Origin of the sequence: Streptomyces sp. NL15-2K (assembly GCF_030551255.1) — a bacterium.
Taxonomy (GTDB): domain Bacteria; phylum Actinomycetota; class Actinomycetes; order Streptomycetales; family Streptomycetaceae; genus Streptomyces.
The window spans coordinates 7,811,412-7,833,414 of sequence record NZ_CP130630.1 but is presented as its reverse complement, the minus strand read 5'-3'; the positions used below and the strand labels follow the sequence as shown (position 1 = coordinate 7,833,414).

The window sequence follows — 22,003 nt, the reverse complement described above, 5'->3', positions numbered from 1 at the left end:
TCAGCGCAGAGAGGACCCCACCCCGATGACGTCCCAGCAGCCCGCCCCCACCCCGGGTCACGAGGGCGCCTGCCCCACCGGCCGTCGTACGTTCGTCAAGACCGCCCTCGCTGTCGGCGCGGCGGGGGCGGCCGGGTTCGCCGGGGCCGAGCTCACCGGAAGTGACAGCGCCGCCGCCGCGGAAGGCGACACCGCCGCAGCCACAGGCCCGGTGCCTTTTCACGGCGTCCACCAGGCCGGTGTCACCACCCCGCAGCAGACCGCCGCCGCCTTCGTCTCCTTCGACGTCATCGCCGAGAACCGCGCCGAGCTGGCCGATCTGCTGCGCACCCTCACCACCCGGGCCCGCTTCCTGACCACCGGCGGCGCACCCGACGACCTGGGCGTCGGCGCCCCTCCCTCCGACAACGGCATCCTCGGACCCGACATACCCGCCGACGGTCTGACCGTCACGGTCGGCCTGGGCGCCTCCCTCTTCAACGACCGCGACGGACGCGACGGACGCGGCGACCGCTACGGCCTCTCCGCCGCCAAGCCCCAGCACCTCACCCCTATGCGCACCTTCCCCAACGACGACCTCGACGCGGCCGAGTGTCACGGCGACCTGTCCCTCCAGATCTGCGCCGGCCACTCCGACACCGTGCTGCACGCGCTGCGCGACATCGCCCGGCACACCCGGGGTGCCATGCAGGTCAAGTGGCGTATCGACGGTTTCCAGAACCCCTCCCGGCCGTCCGGCGCGCAGCGCAACTTCCTCGGCTTCAAGGACGGCATCGCCAATCCCGACACCTCCTCCGCGCGCGAGATGGACAAGCTGGTGTGGGTCACCGGAGCCGACGGCGAGCCGTCCTGGGCGGTCGGAGGCAGCTACCAGGTGATCCGGATCATCCGGATGCGGGTGGAGTTCTGGGACCGGGTCTCGCTCACCGAGCAGGAACAGATGATCGGCCGGCGTCGTGACACCGGCGCCCCGCTCGACGGTGCCCGCGAGACCGACACGCCCCACTACGCCAGGGACCCGCAGGGCGAGGCGATCCCGCTCGACGCCCACATCCGCCTCGCCAATCCGCGTACCGCCAGGACGGATGCGTCGCGCATCCTGCGGCGCGGCTACAACTACGACCGAGGTGTCGACAAGGTCGGCAACCTCGACATGGGACTGGTGTTCTGCTGCTATCAGCAGGACGTCAAGCGGCAGTTCGAGGCCACCCAGGAACGCCTCATCGACGAGCCCCTGGTCGACTACATCACTCCCACCGGCGGCGGCTACTTCTTCGCCCTCCCCGGCGTGCGCGACCGGTCCGACTGGTTCGGACGCTCCCTGCTGGGACAGGGCTGACCGACGTGGTGGTCGCGCTCGGCGGGGTCCTCAGCGGCATCCGCGGCTGAGGACCCCGTACGGCTGTCACCTGTCGGTCACAACGGCTGTCACATACCGGTGGCGTCCACCACCGCGCCGAGGTCGACGAACTTGAAGCCGGTCGCCGTCCGCGTGCCACCCTCTCCGTCCGGTACCTCGGGGGTCTCGTGGCCGTCCTGGACGACGAGCAGGCCGCGCGGGTAGCGGGTGCCGAGCGGGGCGTTCAGTACGGCCGCTCCGTCGGACTCCTCCACGCTGTCCAGCGTGTCCGTCGCGGCGCCGATCCGGAAGCCGCCCTCGTACTCGTTGTCCTCGCTCACCTCGCGGTCGTACAGCGCGAAGGTGTTGTCGCCCTGGCTGGAGGCGAGCAGGTAGCCGTCGCCGTCCCGCTCCTGGTAGATGGTCAGGCCCTCGACGTCGGCCGACAGCCGCGTGCCGCCGTAGCCGGGGTCGGTACCCGGCGCGCACTCCTCGGTCGCCTCGTCGTACGTGCCCGGGACGCCGTACTCCTTGACCTTGTCGACGAGCACCGGCTTGTTGGCGAGGTCGGCGCGCAGCCGCCAGATGCCGACGTCCTCCTGGCCGGCGTAGAGCGTGCCGGTGGCCGGGTCGACGACCATGCCCTCGATCTGCGGGAGCTCGCCGGGCTCCAGGCAGGGGGTCCAGGAGGTGCCGTTCGGCAGGCGGAAGGAGGACGGGAGGTCGAGGGTGCGGACCTTGCGGTAGCCGACCGTGCCGTTCGCGGTGGGGACGAGTTCGAGCAGGGCGAGGCGGGTGCGCTCGCGCCGGCTCGCCAGCGCGTAGGTACGGCCCGTGGACTTGTCCTTCCAGGTGGCGAGGCCGTACGCGGTGCGCTGGTCGTTGATCTCGGTCTGGTCGGCGGAGAAGACGGGCGCGGCGGCCGGGTCCGTGATGTCGGTCAGCGGGCCGCCGGGGCGCGACGGGTCGATGCGGTAGATCCGCAGGCGGTCGTTGCCGCGGTCGCTCACCACCGCCACGTCGGCGAGGCCGGTCGAGGTGCGCTGGCCGGAGACGAGGTCGACGTTGTTGAAGCGGCCCGGGGCGTCGTCCTCGGCGGGCGGCTTCGGGGCGGCCAGCGACTGCACGAGGCGCGCGTCCAGGTCGTAGACGCGCAGGCCGCCCTCCTTGGCGGTGGCGACGACCAGGCTGCGGGCCGGGTCGGCGGCGTTGCGCCAGATCGCCGGGTCGTCGGCGTCGGAGTTGCCGCCGGCCTCGTCGTCGTAGAGGGCGGCGGTCTCGCTGGTGGCGGTCACCGTCGGCAGGTCGGCCGCCCCGGCCGGGGATGCCGCGAGGAGGGTGGCCAGCGCGGTGCCCGAGGCGAGGGCGGCGGCTCTGCGCGCGGTGCGGGACGTTCTCACAGGTGCTTCCTTACGGTCGGTGGTCGAGGACGCGGGGGCGGGGGGGCGGCATGCAGATGGTGCGTGGGGAAGGTTGCCTCCAGGGGGACGTGATCTGTACATGCCGCCACGGGATGTACGACAGTGCGGCGGGGGGCGGAGGGCCGGGGGGGGGAGCGGGCGGGGGCGGGCGCACGACAGGGCCAGAGGGCCTGCGACAGCGCCTCACTGTCGTCCGGATCGCACAGCCAAGCTGCACTCGGCCGCATTGCGGCGCATGGTGGTGGCATGGATGAGCACCCGCCTGTGATCGTGCTCCCGCCCTCGCCGGACGGTGGGCGGGAGGTGACGATCCACGGCGAGCGCGCGGGCACCGCGTACAGCCTGTTCGACGTGATGGAGTACCTGCACCGCGCCGGCCTGCCCGCCGAGGACATGGCCGTCGACGATCCCGAGCTGATCGAGTGGCGCGGTGGTGGCCCGTACGACTGGGACGGCAGCGCGTAGCCGCGGGCCACTGGACGAGCACCCCGCAGCCGCCCGCGGAGCCGCCCCTCAGCCGCCCCGCGCCCGAATCGCCTACGCCACCGCGCGGCCCGACGGGACCCGACCTAGCGTGAATACGCCCACCGCACGCACCCCGCACATGCCGCAAAGGGGGCAGACATGCCCTGTACGGTCACGGCCGCCGTCGCCCGCCCGGACCAACCCGAGTTCACACTCGAACGGCTGGAACTGGACGATCCCCGGCCCGACGAGGTCCTCGTCCGCTACGAGGCGGCCGGTCTGTGCCACACCGACCTCGAAGCCGCCGTCGGCCATGTGCCCACTCCGCTGCCCGCCGTCCTCGGCCACGAGGGCGCCGGGGTCGTGGAGGCCGTCGGCAGCGCGGTCACCGGAGTGCGGCCCGGCGACCGGGTGCTGGCCTGCCTCGACTCCTGCGGGGACTGCCCGAACTGCCTCCGCGGCCTGCCCATGTACTGCGAGGACCACATCCCCCTCAACTTCGGCGCACAGCGCGCCGACGGCACCACAGGACTGACCGACACCGACGGCACACCGGTGCGCGACCACTTCTTCGGCCAGTCCTCCTTCGCCACCCACGGCCTGGCCCACCCCCGCTCCCTGATCCGCGTCGACGACGACATCCGGCCGGAGGCGCTCGCCCCCTTCGGCTGCGGAGTCATCACCGGCGCCGGGGCGGTCCTCAACTCCCTGCGGGTACGGCCCGGCAGTACGGTCGCCGTGTTCGGCCCCGGTGGGGTCGGCTTCAGCACGCTGATGGCCGCGGTGGTGGCGGGGGCCGCCCGGATCATCGTGGTCGGACGGGAGGCGGACCGGCTGGCGCTCGCCCGGGAGTTGGGCGCCACGGACACCCTCGACACCGGCGACACCGACCCGGTCGAGGGGGTCCTGGAGCTGACCGGGGGCCGCGGCGTCGACTACAGCGTCGAATGCACCGGCTCGCTGCGGATCATGCGCGCCGCCACCGACGTACTGGCCCCGCTGGGCTCCGCCGCCGTCCTCGGCGTCACCGAGGCGGAGGCCACCTTCGAGGTGAACGCCTGGGAACTGCTCAAGGGCCGCACGGTCACCGGCTCGGTGATGGGCCACCAGGATCCGGCCGCCCTGATCCCCCGTCTGCTCGCCCTCCATCGCGTGGGCCGCTTCCCCGTCGACCGGCTCGTCCGGACCTACCCGCTGGCCGACATCAACACGGCCGTGAAGGACGTACGGGCGGGGCAGACCGTCAAGGCCGTGCTGACCATGTGAACGACGTGTCCGGATGCGGGCGGTGTCGTACCGGGCACGGATTGGTTGCGGCACGGCCTTTTCGGCACGGTCGCCGTGGTGGTGCGGCAGCATGCGGCGCATGGGCAGAGATCGGTACGTCGACTTCCTGCGGGCGTGGGCGATCGGGCTGGTGGTGTTCGGGCACTGGCTGATCACCGCGTTGGAGCACGGGCCGGGCGGGGAGATCGACGCGCCGGAGTTGCTGGCGGTGGTCCCCTGGACGCAGTGGCTGACACTGGCCTTCCAGGTCATGCCGCTGTTCTTCCTCGCCGGCGGATATGCGGCGGCCGGGTCCTGGGCACGGGAGCGGGCAGCGGGCGGTACGGCCGCGGGATGGGTGGGGCGGCGGGCTCTACGGCTGCTGCTGCCGACCGGGGTCTACAGCGGGCTGGTGCTGGCCGCCGTCGGGGTCTGTGCGGCCGTCGGCGTCGATGCGGACACGCTCGCGCTGGTGGGCTGGGCCCTGGCGATGCAGTTCTGGTTCCTCCCGGTCTACCTCCTCCTCAGCGCCCTGACCCCGCCGCTGCACGCCGCGCACCGCCGGTGGGGGCCGCGCGTCCCCGTCGTGATGGGCGCGGTCGCGCTGGGCGCCGACGCGCTCGTGGTCGCGGGGCAGGTGCCGTATCTCGGACTGCTCAACTACGTCCTCGTGTGGGGCGTCGCCTATCAGCTGGGCTTCTGCTGGCGGGACGGGTTGCTGGGCGGGCGGCGAGCGGTGCCCGCCGTGCTGGCCGCGGCGGGCGGGGTGGCCTTCGCCCTTCTGGTGTGGCTCGGGCCGTTCCCCGTCAGCCTGATCCTGGTGACCGGACAGGACCCCAGCAACACGAACCCGCCCTCGGCGGCGATGCTCGCCTGGGCCGTGGCGCAGGTGGGGCTGTGTCTCCTCGTCGCGCCCGGGGTGCGGCAGGCGTTGGAACGGGAGCGGGTGTGGCGGGTGGTGCGGCCCGTGGGCGGGGCCAGCATGACCCTCTACCTGTGGCACATGGTGCCGGTGCTGGTCGTCGCCGCCGCGTTCTATCTGACCGGACTCGCGCCCGAGCCCCGCTTCGGGTCCGTGGCGTGGTGGGGGATGCGGGTGCCCTGGCTGCTGGTGCTCGGCGTGGTGCTGGCGGGGGTGGTGTGGGCGCTGCGGCCGGTCGAGCGGGGACTGGCGGTCGTCCATGAAGCCGTCGTCCACGAGGCCGTCGGCCATGAACGCCGCATGCGTCCGGGCGTCGGCCTTCCGCCTGCCTGGGCGCTGTGGCTCGGGTTGGCGTCCGGCACGGGTGCCCTGAGCCGGTTCGCCGTCCAGGGGTTCGCGCCCGAGGGGCGGTTCCCCGTGCTGCCCGCGCTGGGGCTGGCGGTGGGTCTCGCGTCGGTGCTGCTTTCCGGGCGGTGGCGGGCGGGAGTGCGTCGGCCCCGTCGGCCGGAGGAGGGTCCGAAGCGGGCTCTGGAGGAGGCCGCCTGACGCGGCGTCGGCCTGCCCGACCGGCGGAAAGAGGGCCGTGTGACAAGATGCTGCGGCCAAGCCCCGCCAGAAAGGGACGATTTCCATGTCCAGGGTCGAGCTGACCACGAACTTCGGCCGCATCGTCATCGAGCTCAACGACGCCGAGGCTCCCAAGACCGTCGAGAACTTCCTGACGTACGTCCGCAACGGGCACTACGACAGCACGATCTTCCACCGGGTGATCCCGGGCTTCATGGTCCAGGGCGGCGGTTTCACCCCGGACATGGTGCAGAAGCCCACCATGGCGCCGGTCCAGAACGAGGCCGACAACGGATTGAAGAACACCGCCTACACCGTGGCGATGGCGCGGACCAGCGACCCGCACTCCGCGACCGCCCAGTTCTTCGTCAACGTCTCGGACAACGACTTCCTCAACTTCACGGCCAAGAACCCCAACGGCTGGGGCTACACCGTCTTCGGCCGGGTCACCGAGGGGCAGGACGTCGTCGACCGGATCACGCAGGTGCGGACGGGCAGCAGCCGCGGCCACCAGGACGTTCCCACCCAGCCCGTCATCATCGAGGGTGCCAAGACCCTCGACTGACCGACGGACCGGCAGGGCTGTCGGGACCTGCGGCCGCGGAGTCGTCGTTCGCGCGGTGCGCAGGTCACGCGGTCCGTTTGCCGGCCGCCGTCTTCTTCGCCGTCGACTTCTTCGCCGTCGACTTCTTGGCCGTCGACTGCTTGGCCGCCGACTGCTTCGCGGTCGACTTCTTCGCCGTCGTGCTCTTGGCGGTGCTCTTCTTCGCCGTACTCTTCGCCGAAGCGGTCTTCCTGGCGCCCTGCGCGGACTTCGCCGTCGACTTCTTCTGGGACGCCGTCGTCTTCTTGGCGGCCGTCTTCTTCGCCGTCGACTTCTTGCCGCCCGCCTGCTTCGGCGTCGCCCGCGACGACTCGCCCGCCGCGAGGCGTCTGACCTCCGCGGGCTCCTCGGCCGGCTCCTCCCCGCGCGACTCCTTCGCCTCCCGCACGCTCTTCTCCAGCGCGGCCATCAGGTCGAGGACCTTGCCCGCGCGCGCCGGCTCGGGCACCTCCGGCGGGGCCTCCCCCGCCGCCTTCGCCGCGACGACCTCCTCGACGGCCTCGCGGTACTCGTCGTGCAGTTCGTCGAGGTCGATCTCGCCGAGGGTCTCCATGAGGGCGTCCGCGAGGTCGAGTTCCTTGTCGTTGACCGTGACCTTGGTGTCGGGGGCGACGGCCGCGGGATCGCGGACCTCGTCCGGCCAGAGCAGTCCGTGCAGGGCGATGGTGTCGCCCACCACCCGCAGCATGCCCAGGCGCTCCTTGCCCCGGAGCGCGAACTTGGCGATGGCGACCTTCTGGCTGCGCTTGAGCGCCTCGCGCAGGAGTGTGTACGGCTTGGCGGCGGCCGCACCGCCCGCCTCGAGGTAGTACGCGGCGTCCATCTGGAGCGGGTCGATCCGGTCGGCCGGCACGAAGGCCACGATCTCGATCGTCTTGGCCGTCGGCAGCGGCAGGTTGGACAGGTCCTCGTCCGTGATCGGGATGATCGTGCCGTCCGCGTCCTCGTATCCCTTGCCGATCTCCGCCTGGGAGACCTCTTCGTCGTCCAGCTCGCAGACCTTGCGGTAGCGGATGCGGCCGCCGTCCTCCGTATGGATCTGGCGGAAGGAGATCGAGTGGCTCTCCGTGGCGTTCACCAGCTTGATCGGGATGCTGACGAGGCCGAACGAGATGGCGCCGTTCCATATGGATCGCACAGGCAGCACCCTTTCGATAGTTTTATGACTCTTTGCGACGAGTTACGAAAATTTCTGGCTAAATCTCTGGGATTCTTATCGTATGACGCCGATCACAGAGGTGGAGGGGCGAAGGCTCGCGCTCAGCAATCTGGAGAAGGTGCTGTATCCCGCGACCGGGTTCACCAAGGCCGAGGTGCTGCACTACTACGCGACCACCGCCGAGGTCCTGCTGCCCCACCTGCGTGACCGGCCGGTGTCCTTCCTGCGCTATCCCGACGGGCCCGACGGCCAGGTGTTCTTCACCAAGAACGTCCCGCCCGGTACGCCCGACTGGGTCACCACCGCCGAGGTGCCCAGGTCGGAGGGGCCGGCCCGGATGGTGCTGGTGCAGGACCTGGCGAGCCTGATCTGGGCGGCGAACCTGGTCACCGAGTTCCACACCCACCAGTGGCTGGTCGACGCGCCCGGCGAGGCCGACCGGCTGGTCTTCGACCTCGACCCCGGGCCGCCGGCGACGATCGTCCACTGCTGCGAGGTCGCGCTCTGGCTGCGGGAACGGCTCGCGGCGGACGGGATCGAGGCGTACGTCAAGACCGCCGGATCGAAGGGGCTGCACCTGCTGGCAGCCGTGCGGGGGGCTTCCTCCGATCAGGTGTCGGAGTACGCCAAGGAACTCGCCGTGGAGGCGGAGAAGGCGATGCCCCGGCTGGTCCTGCACCGGATGACGCGGAGCCTCAGGCCCGGCAAGGTGTTCGTCGACTGGAGCCAGAACGCCGCCCGCAAGACGACGGCCACGCCCTACACCCTGCGGGCCCGGGCACAGCCGCTGGTGTCCGCGCCGGTGACCTGGGTCGAGGTCGAGGACTGCGGGGCGCCCGCGCAGCTCACCTTCCAGGCACCGGACATCGCACCCCGCCTACAGGACCACGGGGATCTGCTGGCGCCGCTGCTCGACGCGGACAACGCGGGACGCCTGCCGTGAGCGCCCCAGAGGCAACCTCGCGGGACGCCTGCCGTGAGCGCCCCAGCACCTCTCAGCGCCGGTCAGGCACTCTCAGCCCGTCCGGCGCTTGAGGGCGAGGCCGTCCAGGCCGAAGCGGGGGTCTGGGGGCGGCAGCCCCCAGGGACACGGCACCCCCTGCCGACCCGGACCGCAAAGCCGACCCGCACCGCACAGGCAACCGGCACCGCGATCCGGCTCAACCGCCGGAGGCCCACGTACGGCGGTCCCGCGCCATCGCGTGCAGCGCCTCCACATCCGCCGGTTTCAGGACGCCGCCCAGCCGGGCCAGGCTCTCGACCTCCGTGTCCGTGATGATCCGGACCCCGCGCGGCGGGGCGGTGAGCGACACGGCGCTGGGGGCGACGAGGGCCAGGACCGGGTGGACCTCGGCCGTCAGGGCGTAGGAGGCGCGGTCGGCGTCGGCGCGGACGCGGCGCAGCAGGGGGCGCGGCTCGCGGCGGCCCGGCGCGACCATGGGGTCGGCGACCGTGACCCGCTGCTTGCGCGCGTACAGCGTGTGGATCGCGAAGAGTCCGCCCGGGCCGATCGCCAGATGGTGGACGCGGTCGCCGCCGGGCAGCGGGATCGAGTGCAGGGCGTGCCAGCCCGCGCGATCCAGCCGGTCCAGGGCCTCACCGACCGCCTGCTCGGCCGCCAGCGCCCGGCGGCGCGGGTCGGGGCGGAGCCGGTGCGTGGGGCCCGGATCCCGGTCCATGGCGACCAGGAGCGCCTCGCCGGGGCGGTTGGGCGCCAGGTCGTCGTCCGGGTGCAGGGCCAGCCGGGCCAGCTCCGCGGGGGTCGGCACCGGGGGTGGCCCGACCGCCACCGGGCCGGTCAGGAAGGGTCCGAGTGCGTGGAGTACGTCGTCCTCGCGGTCCTCGCTGAGCAGGTTGACCCTGGCCGCCTCACGGTCGTACCAGGCGATGTTCCTGCCGTCCGTGAGGCAGACGTACAGCCGTTCCTGACCGTGCCGCCAAGTCGGTACGACGCGCAGTCCGCTCATGCAGCATCACCCCATGACCATGGGAACAGGCCGGGCGCTCCCGGGGCAAGGAGCCGGGTCACCTTTGAGGCCGACTCCGGCCGGGTAGGTGCTTTCGTGAGTTGGCAGGGCCTTGGGGAGGCGCCGTTGCGGACGCGCAGGAAGCAAGCCGACGTACCCGCTCCGGACAGCCCGTGGAACGAGATCGTGCCCGGTCTGTGGATGGGCGGACATGAGTTCAGGGGCCAGAGCGGGGCGGTGGAGTTCGCCGTCGTGCGTGACGAGTTCGACGTCGTGCAGACCCTGCTGAGGCTGCCGGGGCACGGGCCGGACGCCGGCGTGGAGCACCATGTGTGGCCGATTCCCGACGGGCCGCTGGACGGTACGCAGCTCGCGGGGGTGATCCGGCTCGCGCGGGCCGCGTGCGAGGCGCTGGACGGGGGCCGCGAGGTCCTCGTCCGCTGTTACCACGGCTACAACCGCTCGGGCCTGGTCGTCGCGCACGCCCTGATCCGCCAGGGGAGCTCCGCGGACGAGGCGATCCGGCTGATCCGGGCCCGGCGCTCGCCCTGGGCGCTGCACAACGAGCTCTTCGTCGACTACCTGCGGGCCGGACTGGCGACGGCCCGGCTGCTGGAGGAGCTGGCCGAATAAGCGAGTGAGCCGAGTAGCCGAGTAAATCGTTTCTGCCCCGCTCCTCCGCCGGTACGCAAAAAGGACTTCGTGCGGAATAAGGTGTACGGGCTGCCGATCACACCCGCCCCGAACCGCAGGAGCACCGTGCCCCCCAGACCCGTCCGCGCCGCCGCCACCGTCGCCCTGCCGCTGGCGGCCCTGGCGGCCCTGACGGCCTGCGGTGACACGGGTGGGCTGCGCGGTGCGGGTCCGACGCCGACCGCGATGAGCCCGGACAAGCTGTGGCCGGGCCTGCCGCCGGTGTCGAGTCCGGCCTTCGTCGTCGGCGAGGTGAACACCGAGGTCATCAAGGGGATCGCCGTCCCCGGTGACAACATCCGCAAGGTGGACCCGGTCGCGATCGTGCGCAAGGAGATCACCTCGAATCCGGGCGACTACGGCTCCGGTTCGCCGTACCACGAGACCTCCCGCCGGATGACCGACTGCGACGAGGGCGCGGGGAAGGGCAGGTGCCCCGTCCTCCAGCCGTACTACCGCGACCTGACCGGCGACGGGCGCGACGACCTGACGCTGGGCTTCCGGCAGCTGCCCGGCAAGCTGACGGCCGTACGCGTCTACACCGTCGACAAGCACCGGCTCATGCAGGTCATGGCCTGGGAGGACGCCATGAGCGGGGTCGAGCTGGCCGGACGGTCGGTGATCATCCGCTCGCCGTCGGAGGTCGCCGGGTACGAGTACCGGCTCCAGTGGACCTGGGACCCGCAGCAGAAGGCGATGCTCCTCACGCACGACGAGATGCTGCGCACCGGCCCGCGCAAGAAGACACCGACCCCGACGCCCTCACCATCCGTCTCACCGTCTTCCTCCCTCTCCGCGAGCGGTCGATGAGGCTCCCGCTCCCCCGGTGGTCCGGCACGCTCGCCGTGAAGGCCGCCGTCTTCATCACCGTGATGTGCTGCGCGCTGGCCGCGCTGCTCGGCGTCCTCGTCCATGTCTCGGTGACGAACCAGACGGTCGGCCAGGCCCGCGATCTCGCCCTGACCAGGCTGACGGAGGCGACCGCGGCGTTCGAGGCCGGGGACACGCTGGGCTGGGGAGTCGGCGTCGACCCGCCGGACCTGCCCGAACCGCTGCGCGAGCTCGCGGCGGCCGGGGAGCGCGGCACGATGGTCGGCGAGCACCGCGGGCGCCCCACGATGTGGGCGGCGGGCCCGGTCGACGGCGGCCGCGCCCTGGCCGTGGAGGTCGACTACTCGCAGGGCGAGCGCACCATAGACGGCCTGGACCGGGCGATCGTCTGGTCGTCGGGGCTGGCGATCGGGGCGACCTTGGTCGTGGGCGCGTTCGCGGTGACCCGCGTGACCCGGCGGCTGCACACCACCGCGCGGGTGGCCCGGCGGATCAGCGCGGGCGACCTGGACGCCCGCGTCGACGATCCCCGTACGAAGCAGCCGACGCACCCGCAGGACGAGGTGGCCGCGGTCGCCGCCGCGCTGGACTCCATGGCCGCGTCGTTGCAGGGCAAGCTGCTCGCCGAGCAGCGCTTCACGGCGGACGTGGCGCACGAGTTGCGCACCCCGCTGACCGGTCTGCACGCGGCGGCCGAGCTGCTGCCGGCGAGCCGGCCGACCGAGTTGGTCCGGGACCGGGTGGCGGCGCTGCGCACGCTGACCGAGGACCTGCTGGAGATCTCCCGGCTGGACACCGGGCGGGAGCGGGTGGAGCTGGACACCGAGCGGCTGGGGGCGGTGGCCGAGCGGGTGGTGCGGGCGTCGGGGACCGACACCGAGGTGGACGTCGTACGGGATGTGGCGGTGGAGACGGACCGGCGGCGGCTGGAGCGGGTGCTCGGCAATCTGGTGGCGAACGCGCACCGGCACGGGCGGGCGCCGGTGGTGCTGACGGTGGACGGGCCGGTGGTGACCGTGCGGGACCACGGGGACGGCTATCCGGACTACCTCTTGGAGCACGGGCCGCAGCGGTTCCGCACGGAGGGCGGCGCGCGGGGTCACGGGCTCGGGCTGACGATCGCGCTGGGACAGGCTGAGGTGCTGGGCGGGCGGCTGACGTTCCGCAACGCGGCGGACGGCGGAGCCCTGGCCACCCTGACGCTCCCTCAGTCTCCGTCGCCGGAGGGCGATCTCCCCGATGGCCCAGCGTGACGCGCGACGACCCGAGAGTCCCCCTAATGTGGCGATTAGTCAGGTTTCGCCTCATTCCCGGAGGTCCCCATGTCCCTGCGCTCCCGACTCGCCATAGCCGTCGCCGCCGGCGTCTTCGCCGTCGCCACCGCAGCCACGCCCGCCGTCGCGAGCGACGAGGGGGCGGACGACCCCGGCCTCAGCAGCCAGGACGACCTCGGCCAGAGCGGCGGCACCGACCAGAGCGGCGACTCGAATCAGGGTGGCGACTCCCAGCAGGGCGGCGACTCCGACGGCCAGGGCGACCAGGGCGACCACCGCACCGCACGCCTCTACAAGGGCCGCGTCACCGCGAGCACGCTGGCGCTGCGCAACGCCCCGAACCGCGGCTCCCGGATCGTCCGGTACGCCCAGCGCGGCGACATCGTCACGATCTTCTGCAAGACCACCGGCCAGTCCATCCAGGGCAACCGCCACTGGTACCTCCTCACGGACGGCACCTGGGCCTGGGGCTCGGCCCGCCACATCGCCAACATCGGTCCCAAGCCTCGTTGGTGCTGAAGACCAAGGCGAAGGCGGAAAATACGCACTATTTGGGTAAGTTCCGGACATGACCAAGGCCGGAATCACCGTGGTGCGGGCGGGTTCGCCCGCCCCCGCTGTACGCCTCCCACGGCGCCGTGGCATCGAACTGGCCCTCATCGTCGTGGCCGTATTCCTCTCCGTGTACGGCTACTGCGATGTCGGCCTCGCCAAGAACGGCACCGTCCCGCCCGGCGCCGCCGGCTACGGCGCCGGGCTTGGCGTGCTCGCGCTGCTGGCCCATCTGGCGGTGCGTCTGCGCGCCCCGTACGCCGACCCCCTGCTGCTCCCGATCGGCGTGCTGCTCAACGGGCTCGGCCTGGTCCTGATCTACCGGCTGGACCTGGAGACGCCCGCCGACCGGGCGGCGCCCACCCAACTGGTGTGGTCCACGCTGGGCGTGGCCCTGTTCATCGTGGTGGTGCTCCTGCTGCGCGACCACCGCATCCTCCAGCGCTACTCCTACGTGTGTGTCGCCGCCGCCCTCGTCCTGCTCACCCTGCCGATCCTCTTCCCGGCGGTGAACGGCGCCCGCATCTGGATCCGGATCGCCGGGTTCTCCATCCAGCCGGGCGAGTTCGCGAAGGTGCTGCTGGCGGTGTTCTTCGCCGCGTACCTGGCGGCGAACCGCAACGCGCTGGCCTACGCCGGCCGCAGGGTCTGGAGGTTCACCAGGATGCAGCTGCCCACCGGCCGCGTCCTCGGCCCGATCGTCGCCGTCTGGCTGGTGAGCGTCGGCGTGCTGATCCTGGAACGCGACCTCGGCACCTCGCTGCTCTTCTTCGGCCTGTTCGTCGTCCTGTTGTACGTCGCCACCGGCCGCACCGGCTGGATCGCCGTCGGCCTGCTGCTGGCCACGCTGGGCGCGGTCGCCGTGGGCCGGCTGGAGCCGCATGTGCACGGCAGGATCGAGGACTGGCTGCACCCGATCGCGTCGATCGAGGCGGGCGAGGGACCGAACCAGCTCGCGCAGTCCCTGTTCGCCTTCGCGGCGGGCGGCATCCTCGGCACCGGCCTCGGCCTCGGCCACTCCATCCTCATCGGCTTCGCCGCCAAGTCGGACTTCATCCTGGCCACGGCGGGCGAGGAGCTGGGCCTGGCGGGCCTGGCCGCGATCTTCATCCTGTACGCCCTCCTGGTCGAGCGCGGCTACCGTGCGGGCCTCGCCCTGCGCGACCCCTTCGGCCGGCTGCTCGCGGTCGGGCTGGCCTCGATCGTGGCGCTCCAGGTGTTCGTGATCGCGGGCGGGGTGACGGGCCTGATCCCGCTGACCGGCATGGCGATGCCGTTCCTGGCACAGGGCGGTTCGTCGGTCGTCACCAACTGGGCGATCGTGGCGCTGCTGATCCGGGTGAGCGACTCGGCCCGCAGCCAGTACGACGGGCAGGTGGCCCCATGAGCCTAGGGCCTGTTCTAGAGGAGGCGTCATGACGCGCTACATCCGGCACGCCGCCTGCTTCTGCGCCCTGCTGCTCGTGGCCCTCGTGGTCAACGCCGCCCGCATCCAGGTCTTCCAGGCCCGGTCCTACGACGACAACCCGGCCAACCGCCGCACCAGCATCGCCCGCTACGGCCAACCGCGCGGCGACATCCTGGTCGGCGGCGAGCCGGTCACCGGCTCCCGGGACACCCGCGAGCAGCTCCGCTACGAACGGACGTACGTCGACGGCCCGTTGTACGCGCCCGTCACCGGCTTCGCCTCGCAGGAGTACGGGACGAGCCTGCTGGAGCACACCGAGGACGACCTCCTGTCGGGCACGGACCCGATGCTCTCCCCGCTCCCGCTGTGGAACGACTTCACGCGCTCCCAGAACCCCGGCGGCGACGTCGAGACCACCCTGAACCGGGCCGCGCAGCAGGCGGCGTATGACGGGCTGGGCGACCGCAAGGGCGCGGTGGCGGCGATCGAGCCGTCGACCGGGCGGATCCTTGCACTGGTGTCGACACCGTCGTACGACCCGGAGGCGCTGTCCGGGAACGACGCGGCGGTGGGCCGGTCCTGGGCGCGGCTGAACCGCGACGCGGACAAGCCGATGCTCAACCGGGCGGTGCGCAAGACCTATCCGCCGGGCTCGACCTTCAAGGTGGTCACCGCGGCGGCGGCGCTGGACGCGGGTGTGATCAAGAACCTGAATGCGAAGACCGACTCGCCGGACCCCTACACCCTGCCGGGGACGAGGACGAGGCTGACGAACGAGTCCGACGGCTGCGAGGACCTCTCGCTGCGGGAGGCGTTCAAGTGGTCGTGCAACACGGTGTTCGCCAAGCTCGGGGCGGACGTGGGCGTGGCCGACATGACGGCCACCGCGCAGGCCTTCGGCTTCAACGACACGGACCTGCGGATCCCCTTCCCGGTGGCGCCGAGCACCTTCGACACGAGCGTGGACAGGGCGCAGCTGGCGCTGTCGTCCATCGGCCAGTACAACACCCGGGCCACCCCGCTGCAGATGGCGATGGTCGCGGCGGCGGTCGCGAACGGCGGGCAGGTGCGGCAGCCGTACCTGGTGGAGCGGACGACCCGGGCGAGCGGCGTCACGCTGACGACGGCCGGCTCGCGCCCCGCGCGGCAGGCGATGCAGCCGTCGACCGCCGCCCGGATGAGGAAGCTGATGGTGGAGGTGGTGAGGAAGGGCACCGGCAGGAAGGCCGCCATCCCCGGCGCCACCGTCGGCGGCAAGACCGGCACCGCCCAGCACGGCCTCGGCAACTCCGGCACGCCGTACGCCTGGTTCGTCTCCTGGGCGCGGGGCGACCGCCACATGGAGGCGAAGGTCGCGGTCGCGGTGGTGGTGGAGGACGCGGAGGCGGACCGCGGGGAGATCAGCGGCGGCGGGGACGCGGCGCCGATCGCGCGGGCGGTGATGGAGGCGGTGCTCGGTTCATCGGGCGGGCGGTGACGGAGGCGGGGCTAGGGCCTGTTGCGAAAGTGGCGTCGTCGCCCGAAGGGCGGCCGCGCGGCGTCCGGTGCGGGCTCTCGGCGTGCCGCCCGGAAGCCCTCGTACTGGGCGTACTCGGGCTTTCGGGCGGTGCGGCGAGAGCCCGTGCCGGGCGTCGCGCGGCAGGCGCCACTTTCGCAACAGGCCCTAGGTTCATCGGGCGGCGGCCGCGGCTGACGCCTCCTGGACCAGTGAGTTCGGCAGGGCCACGTACGCCGTCACGCCCGAGCCGCCGGTCGGCCGCAGCTCGACGTGCGCGCCGAGACGGGCGGCGAGGGCACCGACGACGTGGTGACCGAGGAACCGGGTGGGCGCCTTGAGGAAGGGGGCCCGGCCGGACAGCAGGGCGTTGGCCTCCGCCATGCGCTCGGCGGTCATGCCGATGCCCCGGTCGAGGACGGCGAGGCAGTACTCGCCGCCGTCCCGCCAGCCGTAGACCTCGACGGGCTGCTTCGGCGGGCTGAACATCAGCGCGTTCTCCACCAACTCCGCAAGCAGATGGGAGAGTTCGGCGACGCAGTGGCCGCGGACGCGGCACGGCTCGACGCCGGCCACGGCGACGCGCCGGTACTGCTCGACCTCGGAGACGGCCGACTGCACGACCTCGTGCACGGGAGGATGGTCGGTACGTTCCCCGTCATGCCCGACGAGGCTACGGGCGGGCCGGTCAGGGGACGGTTTCCCGCCCGTAAGACGGCGGTACACAGGTACTCACGCGCAGGTCCGGCCGACTGTGAAACGTGGACGATTCTCACCTGCCGAGACTGACCTCAGGCGTAGACCGGCTCCTGAGAGCCGGGCGGAGCTCTGCTCTCCCATGTGTGATTCTCGCTCCGCAGACGCCCGCCACCCGCCCGACGGCATCGACCGTCGCGGCCATGCTGCCCCCGCCGGAACACGTCGCGAGGGTCCGCGCGTTCTTCGCCGAACGCGGCTTCGAGGTGGACGAGACGCAGGGCTTGAGCCTCACCTTGACCGGTCCCCGGTCCGCCTATGCGGAGACCTTCGGGGAACCGGTCGTAACGGAGACGGGTGAGTTACCGCTCGGCCGGCTCCCGCACGAGATCGCGCAGTGCATCGACGCGGTGGTCTTCCCCGAACCTCCGGGCTTCGGACCGACGTCCTACTGAGGCGCCCCGGATGCGCCGCCCTCCGCCCCACTGCTCGACAAGTCATGGCCAACAAGTCACGCGGAAGGGATTGACGACCTTGCTGACAAGCAGTCTCATAAGTCCCGGACGATGTGACCCCGGGTAACGAGGTGAATCAGCCATGACGACCCTGACGGAAGCCGACGCGCTCCACGGGCTGCGTGACGCGCTCGGTCTGCTCAAGGACCGGGAGCAGGTGGCCGAGCGGCTGCTCGCCTCTTCCGCCAAGCACTCCTTCGACCCGGACAAGGAGCTGGACTGGGACGCGCCCCTGGAGGAGGGCAAGTGGTTCTGGCCGCCGGAGCTGGTGTCGCTGTACGACACCCCGATGTGGCGGCGGATGAGCGAGGAGCAGCGGATCCTGCTGTCGCGGCACGAGGCCGCCGCGCTCGCCTCGCTGGGCATCTGGTTCGAGATCATCCTGATGCAGTTGCTCGTGCGGCACATCTACGACAAGGCGGCGACGAGCGCGCACGTGCGGTACGCGCTCACCGAGATCGAGGACGAGTGCCGGCACTCGAAGATGTTCGCCCGGCTGATCACACACGGCGGGACGCCCTGGTACCCGGTGAGCCGGGCGCACCAGGCGCTGGGCCGGCTGTTCAAGACGATCTCCACCACGCCGGGTTCCTTCACGGCCACGCTCCTCGGGGAGGAGGTCCTGGACTGGATGCAGCGGCTGACCTTCCCGGACGAGCGGGTGCAGCCGCTCGTCCGGGGTGTGACGCGGATCCACGTGGTCGAGGAGGCACGGCATGTGCGGTACGCCCGCGAGGAGCTGCGGCGGCAGATGGTGACGGCGCCGAGGTGGTCGCAGGAGTTCACCCGGGTCACCTCCGGTGAGTTCGCCCGGGTGTTCTCGGTGGCGTTCGTGAATCCCGAGGTGTACACGAACGTGGGACTCGACAAGCGGGCGGCCATGGCACAGGTGAAGGCGAGCGGGCACCGCCGGGAGGTGATGCGGACGGGAGCGAAGCGGCTGACCGACTTCCTGGACGACATCGGGGTGCTGCGGGGGGCCGGGCGGCGGCTGTGGAGGTCGTCTGGCCTGTTGGCCTAGCAAGTGCCCCGACAGGCAACGTTCGCCCCGTCGCGACGCCCGGCACGCTCCCCCACTGCCCTAAAGGCGTGGGAGGTGCCCCCACTCGCCGCACCGGCCGAAAGCCCAAGTACGTCCGGTCCATCGACGGAGCCTTCCGGCCGGCACGCCGAGAGCACGCACCGGCTGCGGTCTTTGGCCGCTGCGCGGCGGGCGCTCCTCAACGGGCAAACGTTGCCTGCCGGGGCACTGTGACCCGGGCCGGGGCCGATACGCTGCTGGTCATGACCCCCCAGGCCCCCGCGTACCGCCGCCTGAGCGTCGAGGAACGCCGCAGCCAGCTCCTCGACGCCGCGCTCACCCTCTTCGCGCACCGCGTGCCCGAGGACGTGTCGCTCGACGACGTGGCGGAGGCGGCCGGGGTGTCGCGGCCCCTGGTGTACCGCTACTTCCCGGGCGGCAAGCAGCAGCTGTACGAGGCGGCCCTGCGCTCCGCCGCCGAGGAGCTCCAGCAGTGCTTCGACGAGCCCCGCGAGGGCCCGCTCCTCCCCCGCCTCGCCCGCGCCCTGGACCGCTACCTGACCTTCGTCGACCAGCACGACGCCGGTTTCAGCGCGCTGCTGCAAGGGGGCAGCGTCGTGGAGACCTCCCGTACGACGGCCATCGTGGACGGCGTACGGCGGGCCGCCGCCGAGCACATCCTGCGGCACCTGGAGGTCTCGGAGCCGGGCCCCCGGCTGCGGATGACCGTCCGCATGTGGATCACGGCGGTCGAGGCGGCCTCCCTCATCTGGCTGGACGAGGACAAGCAGCCGCCCGCCGACGAGCTGCGGGACTGGCTCGTCGAGCAGTTCGTGGCGGTCCTGTCGGTGACCGCGCGCCGCGACCCGCAGACCTCGACGCTGGTCGAGGTGCTCGCGGAGGAGGTCTGAGCCGACCGGCGGAGGATGCCCGGGACGACGGGCACCGGCGGCCGATGGCTGACACTGGTGCCGTGAAGAGCGAAGACACCCCCTTCGAGGGCGGCCCCATGGACGGCCGCGTGCTGCCCGTGCTGCTGGGCCCCACCGGGCACCCGCCCAAGACGTACCGCATCCCCGTCCCGGACGCCGCCGGCGGCCCGCCCACCGTGCTCGTCTACCGCCGCGTGCCGCGCGGGCACAGCAGGCTGGGGCTCCAGCAGGGGTGGAAGTACGAGTACGACCCCGAGGGCAAACGGGGCAGCAAGCTCAAGTGGCCCTGGTCCAAGCCGGACGCCGGGCCGGTCGGCAAGCCGGGTGACACCGACGGGTGACCCCGTTACGCCGAACCGCGCACACGCGGCACTCAAACACGAGATATAAGTCTAATCCTCATATACGTCTGGTCCTCACGATGCGGAGAAGCGCGGAAGGTCCGCCTCGCGCACCGGAGGTGATGACGTGTCAGAAAAGCTTCTGCGTCTGGTCTGTACGGCGGCGATGGCGGCCGGCACCGCCCTCGCACCCCTGCCCGCGGCGGCGGCCCCCGAGCCCCGCGAACCGGTCCGGCGCCCCGTCGCCGAACTGCTGACGGACCTTCGGCACCGGTACCGGGAGGCCGAGCGGGCCACGGAGACCTACAACGCCACCGAGGAGCGGCTGAAGAAGCAGCGCGCCGAGGTGGCCCGGCTGGACGCCGAGCTGGCCCGCACGAGGCTCTCCCTGCACGACAGCCGAGGGGCGGCGGGCCGCCTGGCCCGGCAGCAGTACCAGAACAGCACCGACATCTCCCCGTACGTCCGGCTGCTGCTCGCGCGCGACCCGCAGCACGCGCTCGACCAGGGCCATGTGATCGGCCAGTTGGCGCGGGAGCGGGCCGAGACGGTGGGCAAGCTGGCGGTCGGCGAGAAGAGGGCCGACGAGCTGGCGCGGGAGGCCCGCAAGGCCCTGGACAAGCAACTCGCCCTCGCCGAGCGGCAGAAGAAGGACCGGGACGCCGTACAGAAGCAGCTCAAGGCCGTCGAGGAACTCCTCGCCTCCCTCACACCCGAACAGCTCGCCGCACTGGCCGAGTTCGAGAAGAGGGGCATCGTGAAGGCGCAGAGGGAGTTCATGGCGTCCGGCGCGCTCAGCGAGGACCGGAAGCCGTCCAAGGAGGGCGACCGCGCGCTGCGCTACGCCGTACAGCAGTTCGGGAAGCCGTACGAATGGGGCGCGGAGGGCCCGAAGTCGTACGACTGCTCGGGCCTGACGTCCGAGGCGTGGGCGAGCGCCGGGACGCCCATCCCCCGCACCAGCCAGGAGCAGTGGGCGCGGCTGCCGAGGATCCCGCTGAACGAGCTGAGACCCGGCGACTTGGTGATCTACTTCCCGGAGGCTACGCACGTGGCGATGTACCTCGGCGAGGGGGTGGTGGTGCACGCGCCGAGACCCGGCGAGACGATCAAGGTCTCACCGATCGCGGCCAACCCGGTCCTGGGAGCCGTACGCCCGGACGCCCCACCGACGCCACCTGCCCCATCAGCCCCACCAGCGCCGCCCGCTCCGCCAGGTGGGGCGTCCGACGCGCCCCGAGCCGGTCAGGCTCCGGCGACCGAGGCCAGATAGGCGCCCGCCTTCTCCGGCTCGTAGAAGAAGTTCTCGAAGTCGGCCGGGTCATTGAACCCGTTGGCCACCCGCTCGGCGACCGGCGGCATCTGCCCCGCCGCACCGATCAGGTTGAGCACATGCTCCGGCGGCGGAGCCAGCATCGCGTTGGTCCACTTGGTGACGTACTGGGCGGTGTCCCAGTAGCGCTCGAAGGTCGCCGTCATCCACGCCTCGTCGAACTCCTTGTCCCCGTGCTCGAGGATCGACGCGAGATACGAAGCCGCGCACTTGGACGCCGAGTTGGAGCCCTGCCCGGTGATCGGGTCGTTGGCGACGACCACGTCGGCGACACCGAGGACCAGGCCACCGCCGGGCAGCCGGCCGACGGGGTTGCGGACGGTCGGAGTGTAACGGCCGCTCAACGTCCCGGCCGCGTCGGTCAGTTCGACCTTTCCGGCCCGCGCATGCTCCCAGGGGACGAACTTCTCCATGAGTTCCAGGGTCAGGGAGAGGTGCTCCGCCGGGTCCTTGACGCCGTTGAAGACGTCGAGCGGGCCGCCGGGTACGCCCTCCCAGAAGAGGATGTCCGCGCGGCCGGAGGTGGTCAGGCACGGCATGACGAACAGCTCGCCGACGCCGGGGACCAGGTTGCAGCGGACCGCCTCCATGTCCGGGTGCTCCGGGCGGGGGCCCAGGCCGTGGACGTACGAGACCGCCAGGGCCCGCTGCGGCTCGCTGTAGGGGGACCTTTCCGGATCCCGGGCGAACATCTGCACGAGCTCGCCCTTGCCCGCCGACACCAGCACCAGGTCGTACGTGCGGGAGAAGTAGTCGAGGTCGCCGACCGCGGCGCCGTGGATGACCAGCCGGCCGCCGCGCTGCGCGAAGGTCTCCATCCAGCCGGCCATCTTCACCCGCTGGTCGACCGACTGCGCGTACCCGTCGAGCTTGCCCACCCAGTCGATCGCCCGCTGCGTCGGGCCGGGGTCGTGCGAGCCGGGTGCCGCGACCGAGACGCCGAGTCCTTCGATCTTCGGGGCCTGGGACTCCCAGAAGTTCAGCTGGAGGTCGCGCTCGTGCTGGAGTGCCGTGTGGAACATGCACTGCGTCGACATCACCCGGCCGGAGCGGATCTCGTCCGCGGTCCGGTTCGACATCAGGGTGACCTCGTACCCGTGCGACTGGAGTCCGAGGGCTATCTGGAGTCCGGACTGGCCGGCTCCGACGACGAGTATCTTCCGCATGCGGGTGGTGTCTCCTCGACTACTGGACGTACTACG

22 protein-coding genes are annotated in these 22,003 nt (G+C 71.8%); 17 read left to right on the top strand and 5 right to left on the bottom strand.

The annotated features are described in order from the left end of the window. Positions 1 to 25 precede the first annotated feature (25 nt). On the top strand, positions 26 to 1,339 hold the full coding sequence (gene efeB / locus Q4V64_RS35460; protein WP_124444676.1) for an iron uptake transporter deferrochelatase/peroxidase subunit: 1,314 nt from the start codon (positions 26 to 28) through the stop codon (positions 1,337 to 1,339). Positions 1,340 to 1,428: 89 nt separating this feature from the next. On the opposite strand, the gene Q4V64_RS35455 is transcribed toward efeB, so the two are convergent. Then, a complete protein-coding gene (locus Q4V64_RS35455) occupies positions 1,429 to 2,739 on the bottom strand; it encodes a phytase (protein ID WP_124444675.1) in 1,311 nt (436 codons plus the stop codon). Between the two features lie 267 nt (positions 2,740 to 3,006). Here Q4V64_RS35455 and Q4V64_RS35450 point away from each other — a divergent pair, with 267 nt between their 5' ends. The 4 genes from Q4V64_RS35450 to Q4V64_RS35435 all read left to right on the top strand — a co-directional run bounded on the left by Q4V64_RS35450 (position 3,007) and on the right by Q4V64_RS35435 (position 6,545). Further along, positions 3,007 to 3,225, top strand: a complete 219-nt coding sequence (locus tag Q4V64_RS35450) for a hypothetical protein (protein ID WP_124439154.1) — start codon at positions 3,007 to 3,009, stop codon at positions 3,223 to 3,225. A 159-nt stretch (positions 3,226 to 3,384) separates the two neighbouring features. Next, positions 3,385 to 4,491, top strand: a complete 1,107-nt coding sequence (locus Q4V64_RS35445) for an NAD(P)-dependent alcohol dehydrogenase (protein WP_124439155.1) — start codon at positions 3,385 to 3,387, stop codon at positions 4,489 to 4,491. Between the two features lie 100 nt (positions 4,492 to 4,591). Beyond that, entirely contained in the window at positions 4,592 to 5,959 is a 1,368-nt protein-coding gene (locus tag Q4V64_RS35440) for an acyltransferase (RefSeq protein ID WP_124439156.1), read from the top strand. Positions 5,960 to 6,038: 79 nt separating this feature from the next. Beyond that, complete coding sequence (locus tag Q4V64_RS35435; RefSeq protein WP_348540845.1) at positions 6,039 to 6,545, top strand: peptidylprolyl isomerase; 507 nt, start codon at positions 6,039 to 6,041, stop codon at positions 6,543 to 6,545. A 64-nt stretch (positions 6,546 to 6,609) separates the two neighbouring features. On the opposite strand, the gene Q4V64_RS35430 is transcribed toward Q4V64_RS35435, so the two are convergent. Then, complete coding sequence (locus Q4V64_RS35430) at positions 6,610 to 7,731, bottom strand: Ku protein (RefSeq protein ID WP_172629114.1); 1,122 nt, start codon at positions 7,729 to 7,731, stop codon at positions 6,610 to 6,612. Positions 7,732 to 7,804: 73 nt separating this feature from the next. Here Q4V64_RS35430 and ligD point away from each other — a divergent pair, with 73 nt between their 5' ends. After that, positions 7,805 to 8,686 carry a non-homologous end-joining DNA ligase gene (gene ligD / locus Q4V64_RS35425; RefSeq protein WP_124439159.1) on the top strand — a complete coding sequence of 294 codons (882 nt, stop codon included), beginning with the start codon at positions 7,805 to 7,807 and terminating at the stop codon, positions 8,684 to 8,686. Positions 8,687 to 8,903: 217 nt separating this feature from the next. On the opposite strand, the gene Q4V64_RS35420 is transcribed toward ligD, so the two are convergent. Continuing rightward, the gene (locus Q4V64_RS35420) at positions 8,904 to 9,710 is read right to left on the bottom strand and encodes a nuclease-related domain-containing protein (protein ID WP_124439160.1); all 807 of its coding nucleotides are present in this window, start codon (positions 9,708 to 9,710) and stop codon (positions 8,904 to 8,906) included. A gap of 126 nt (positions 9,711 to 9,836) precedes the next feature. On the opposite strand from Q4V64_RS35420, the gene Q4V64_RS35415 reads away from it, so the two are divergent. From Q4V64_RS35415 to Q4V64_RS35390, 6 genes are all read left to right on the top strand, one after another. Continuing rightward, positions 9,837 to 10,343, top strand: a complete 507-nt coding sequence (locus Q4V64_RS35415) for a dual specificity protein phosphatase family protein (protein WP_172629115.1) — start codon at positions 9,837 to 9,839, stop codon at positions 10,341 to 10,343. Between the two features lie 126 nt (positions 10,344 to 10,469). Beyond that, positions 10,470 to 11,213 carry a hypothetical protein gene (locus tag Q4V64_RS35410; RefSeq protein ID WP_124439161.1) on the top strand — a complete coding sequence of 248 codons (744 nt, stop codon included), beginning with the start codon at positions 10,470 to 10,472 and terminating at the stop codon, positions 11,211 to 11,213. Then, positions 11,210 to 12,487: an ATP-binding protein gene (locus Q4V64_RS35405; RefSeq protein WP_124439162.1), complete on the top strand. Its 1,278-nt coding sequence runs from the start codon at positions 11,210 to 11,212 to the stop codon at positions 12,485 to 12,487. Before Q4V64_RS35410 ends, Q4V64_RS35405 begins: the two co-directional genes overlap by 4 nt. 69 nt (positions 12,488 to 12,556) lie before the next feature. Further along, positions 12,557 to 13,027: an SH3 domain-containing protein gene (locus Q4V64_RS35400; protein ID WP_124439163.1), complete on the top strand. Its 471-nt coding sequence runs from the start codon at positions 12,557 to 12,559 to the stop codon at positions 13,025 to 13,027. Between the two features lie 49 nt (positions 13,028 to 13,076). Beyond that, complete coding sequence (locus tag Q4V64_RS35395) at positions 13,077 to 14,447, top strand: FtsW/RodA/SpoVE family cell cycle protein (protein ID WP_124439164.1); 1,371 nt, start codon at positions 13,077 to 13,079, stop codon at positions 14,445 to 14,447. A gap of 28 nt (positions 14,448 to 14,475) precedes the next feature. Further along, positions 14,476 to 15,945: a penicillin-binding transpeptidase domain-containing protein gene (locus Q4V64_RS35390; protein ID WP_124439165.1), complete on the top strand. Its 1,470-nt coding sequence runs from the start codon at positions 14,476 to 14,478 to the stop codon at positions 15,943 to 15,945. A gap of 192 nt (positions 15,946 to 16,137) precedes the next feature. Here Q4V64_RS35390 and Q4V64_RS35385 read toward each other — a convergent pair whose 3' ends face one another. Beyond that, entirely contained in the window at positions 16,138 to 16,596 is a 459-nt protein-coding gene (locus Q4V64_RS35385; RefSeq protein WP_253266864.1) for an ATP-binding protein, read from the bottom strand. Between the two features lie 209 nt (positions 16,597 to 16,805). Here Q4V64_RS35385 and Q4V64_RS35380 point away from each other — a divergent pair, with 209 nt between their 5' ends. The 5 genes from Q4V64_RS35380 to Q4V64_RS35360 all read left to right on the top strand — a co-directional run bounded on the left by Q4V64_RS35380 (position 16,806) and on the right by Q4V64_RS35360 (position 20,741). Beyond that, positions 16,806 to 17,114, top strand: a complete 309-nt coding sequence (locus Q4V64_RS35380) for a hypothetical protein (RefSeq protein WP_124439168.1) — start codon at positions 16,806 to 16,808, stop codon at positions 17,112 to 17,114. 142 nt (positions 17,115 to 17,256) lie between these two features. Beyond that, entirely contained in the window at positions 17,257 to 18,195 is a 939-nt protein-coding gene (locus Q4V64_RS35375) for a diiron oxygenase (protein WP_124439169.1), read from the top strand. Positions 18,196 to 18,458: 263 nt separating this feature from the next. Then, entirely contained in the window at positions 18,459 to 19,106 is a 648-nt protein-coding gene (locus Q4V64_RS35370; RefSeq protein WP_124439170.1) for a TetR/AcrR family transcriptional regulator, read from the top strand. Positions 19,107 to 19,150: 44 nt separating this feature from the next. Beyond that, positions 19,151 to 19,468, top strand: a complete 318-nt coding sequence (locus tag Q4V64_RS35365) for a hypothetical protein (RefSeq protein WP_172629116.1) — start codon at positions 19,151 to 19,153, stop codon at positions 19,466 to 19,468. A gap of 166 nt (positions 19,469 to 19,634) precedes the next feature. After that, positions 19,635 to 20,741: a C40 family peptidase gene (locus tag Q4V64_RS35360; protein WP_124439244.1), complete on the top strand. Its 1,107-nt coding sequence runs from the start codon at positions 19,635 to 19,637 to the stop codon at positions 20,739 to 20,741. Here Q4V64_RS35360 and Q4V64_RS35355 read toward each other — a convergent pair. Further along, the gene (locus Q4V64_RS35355; RefSeq protein WP_124439172.1) at positions 20,714 to 21,967 is read right to left on the bottom strand and encodes a styrene monooxygenase/indole monooxygenase family protein; all 1,254 of its coding nucleotides are present in this window, start codon (positions 21,965 to 21,967) and stop codon (positions 20,714 to 20,716) included. The two genes, Q4V64_RS35360 and Q4V64_RS35355, sit on opposite strands and share 28 nt — an antisense overlap. Positions 21,968 to 22,003: the final 36 nt, after the last annotated feature.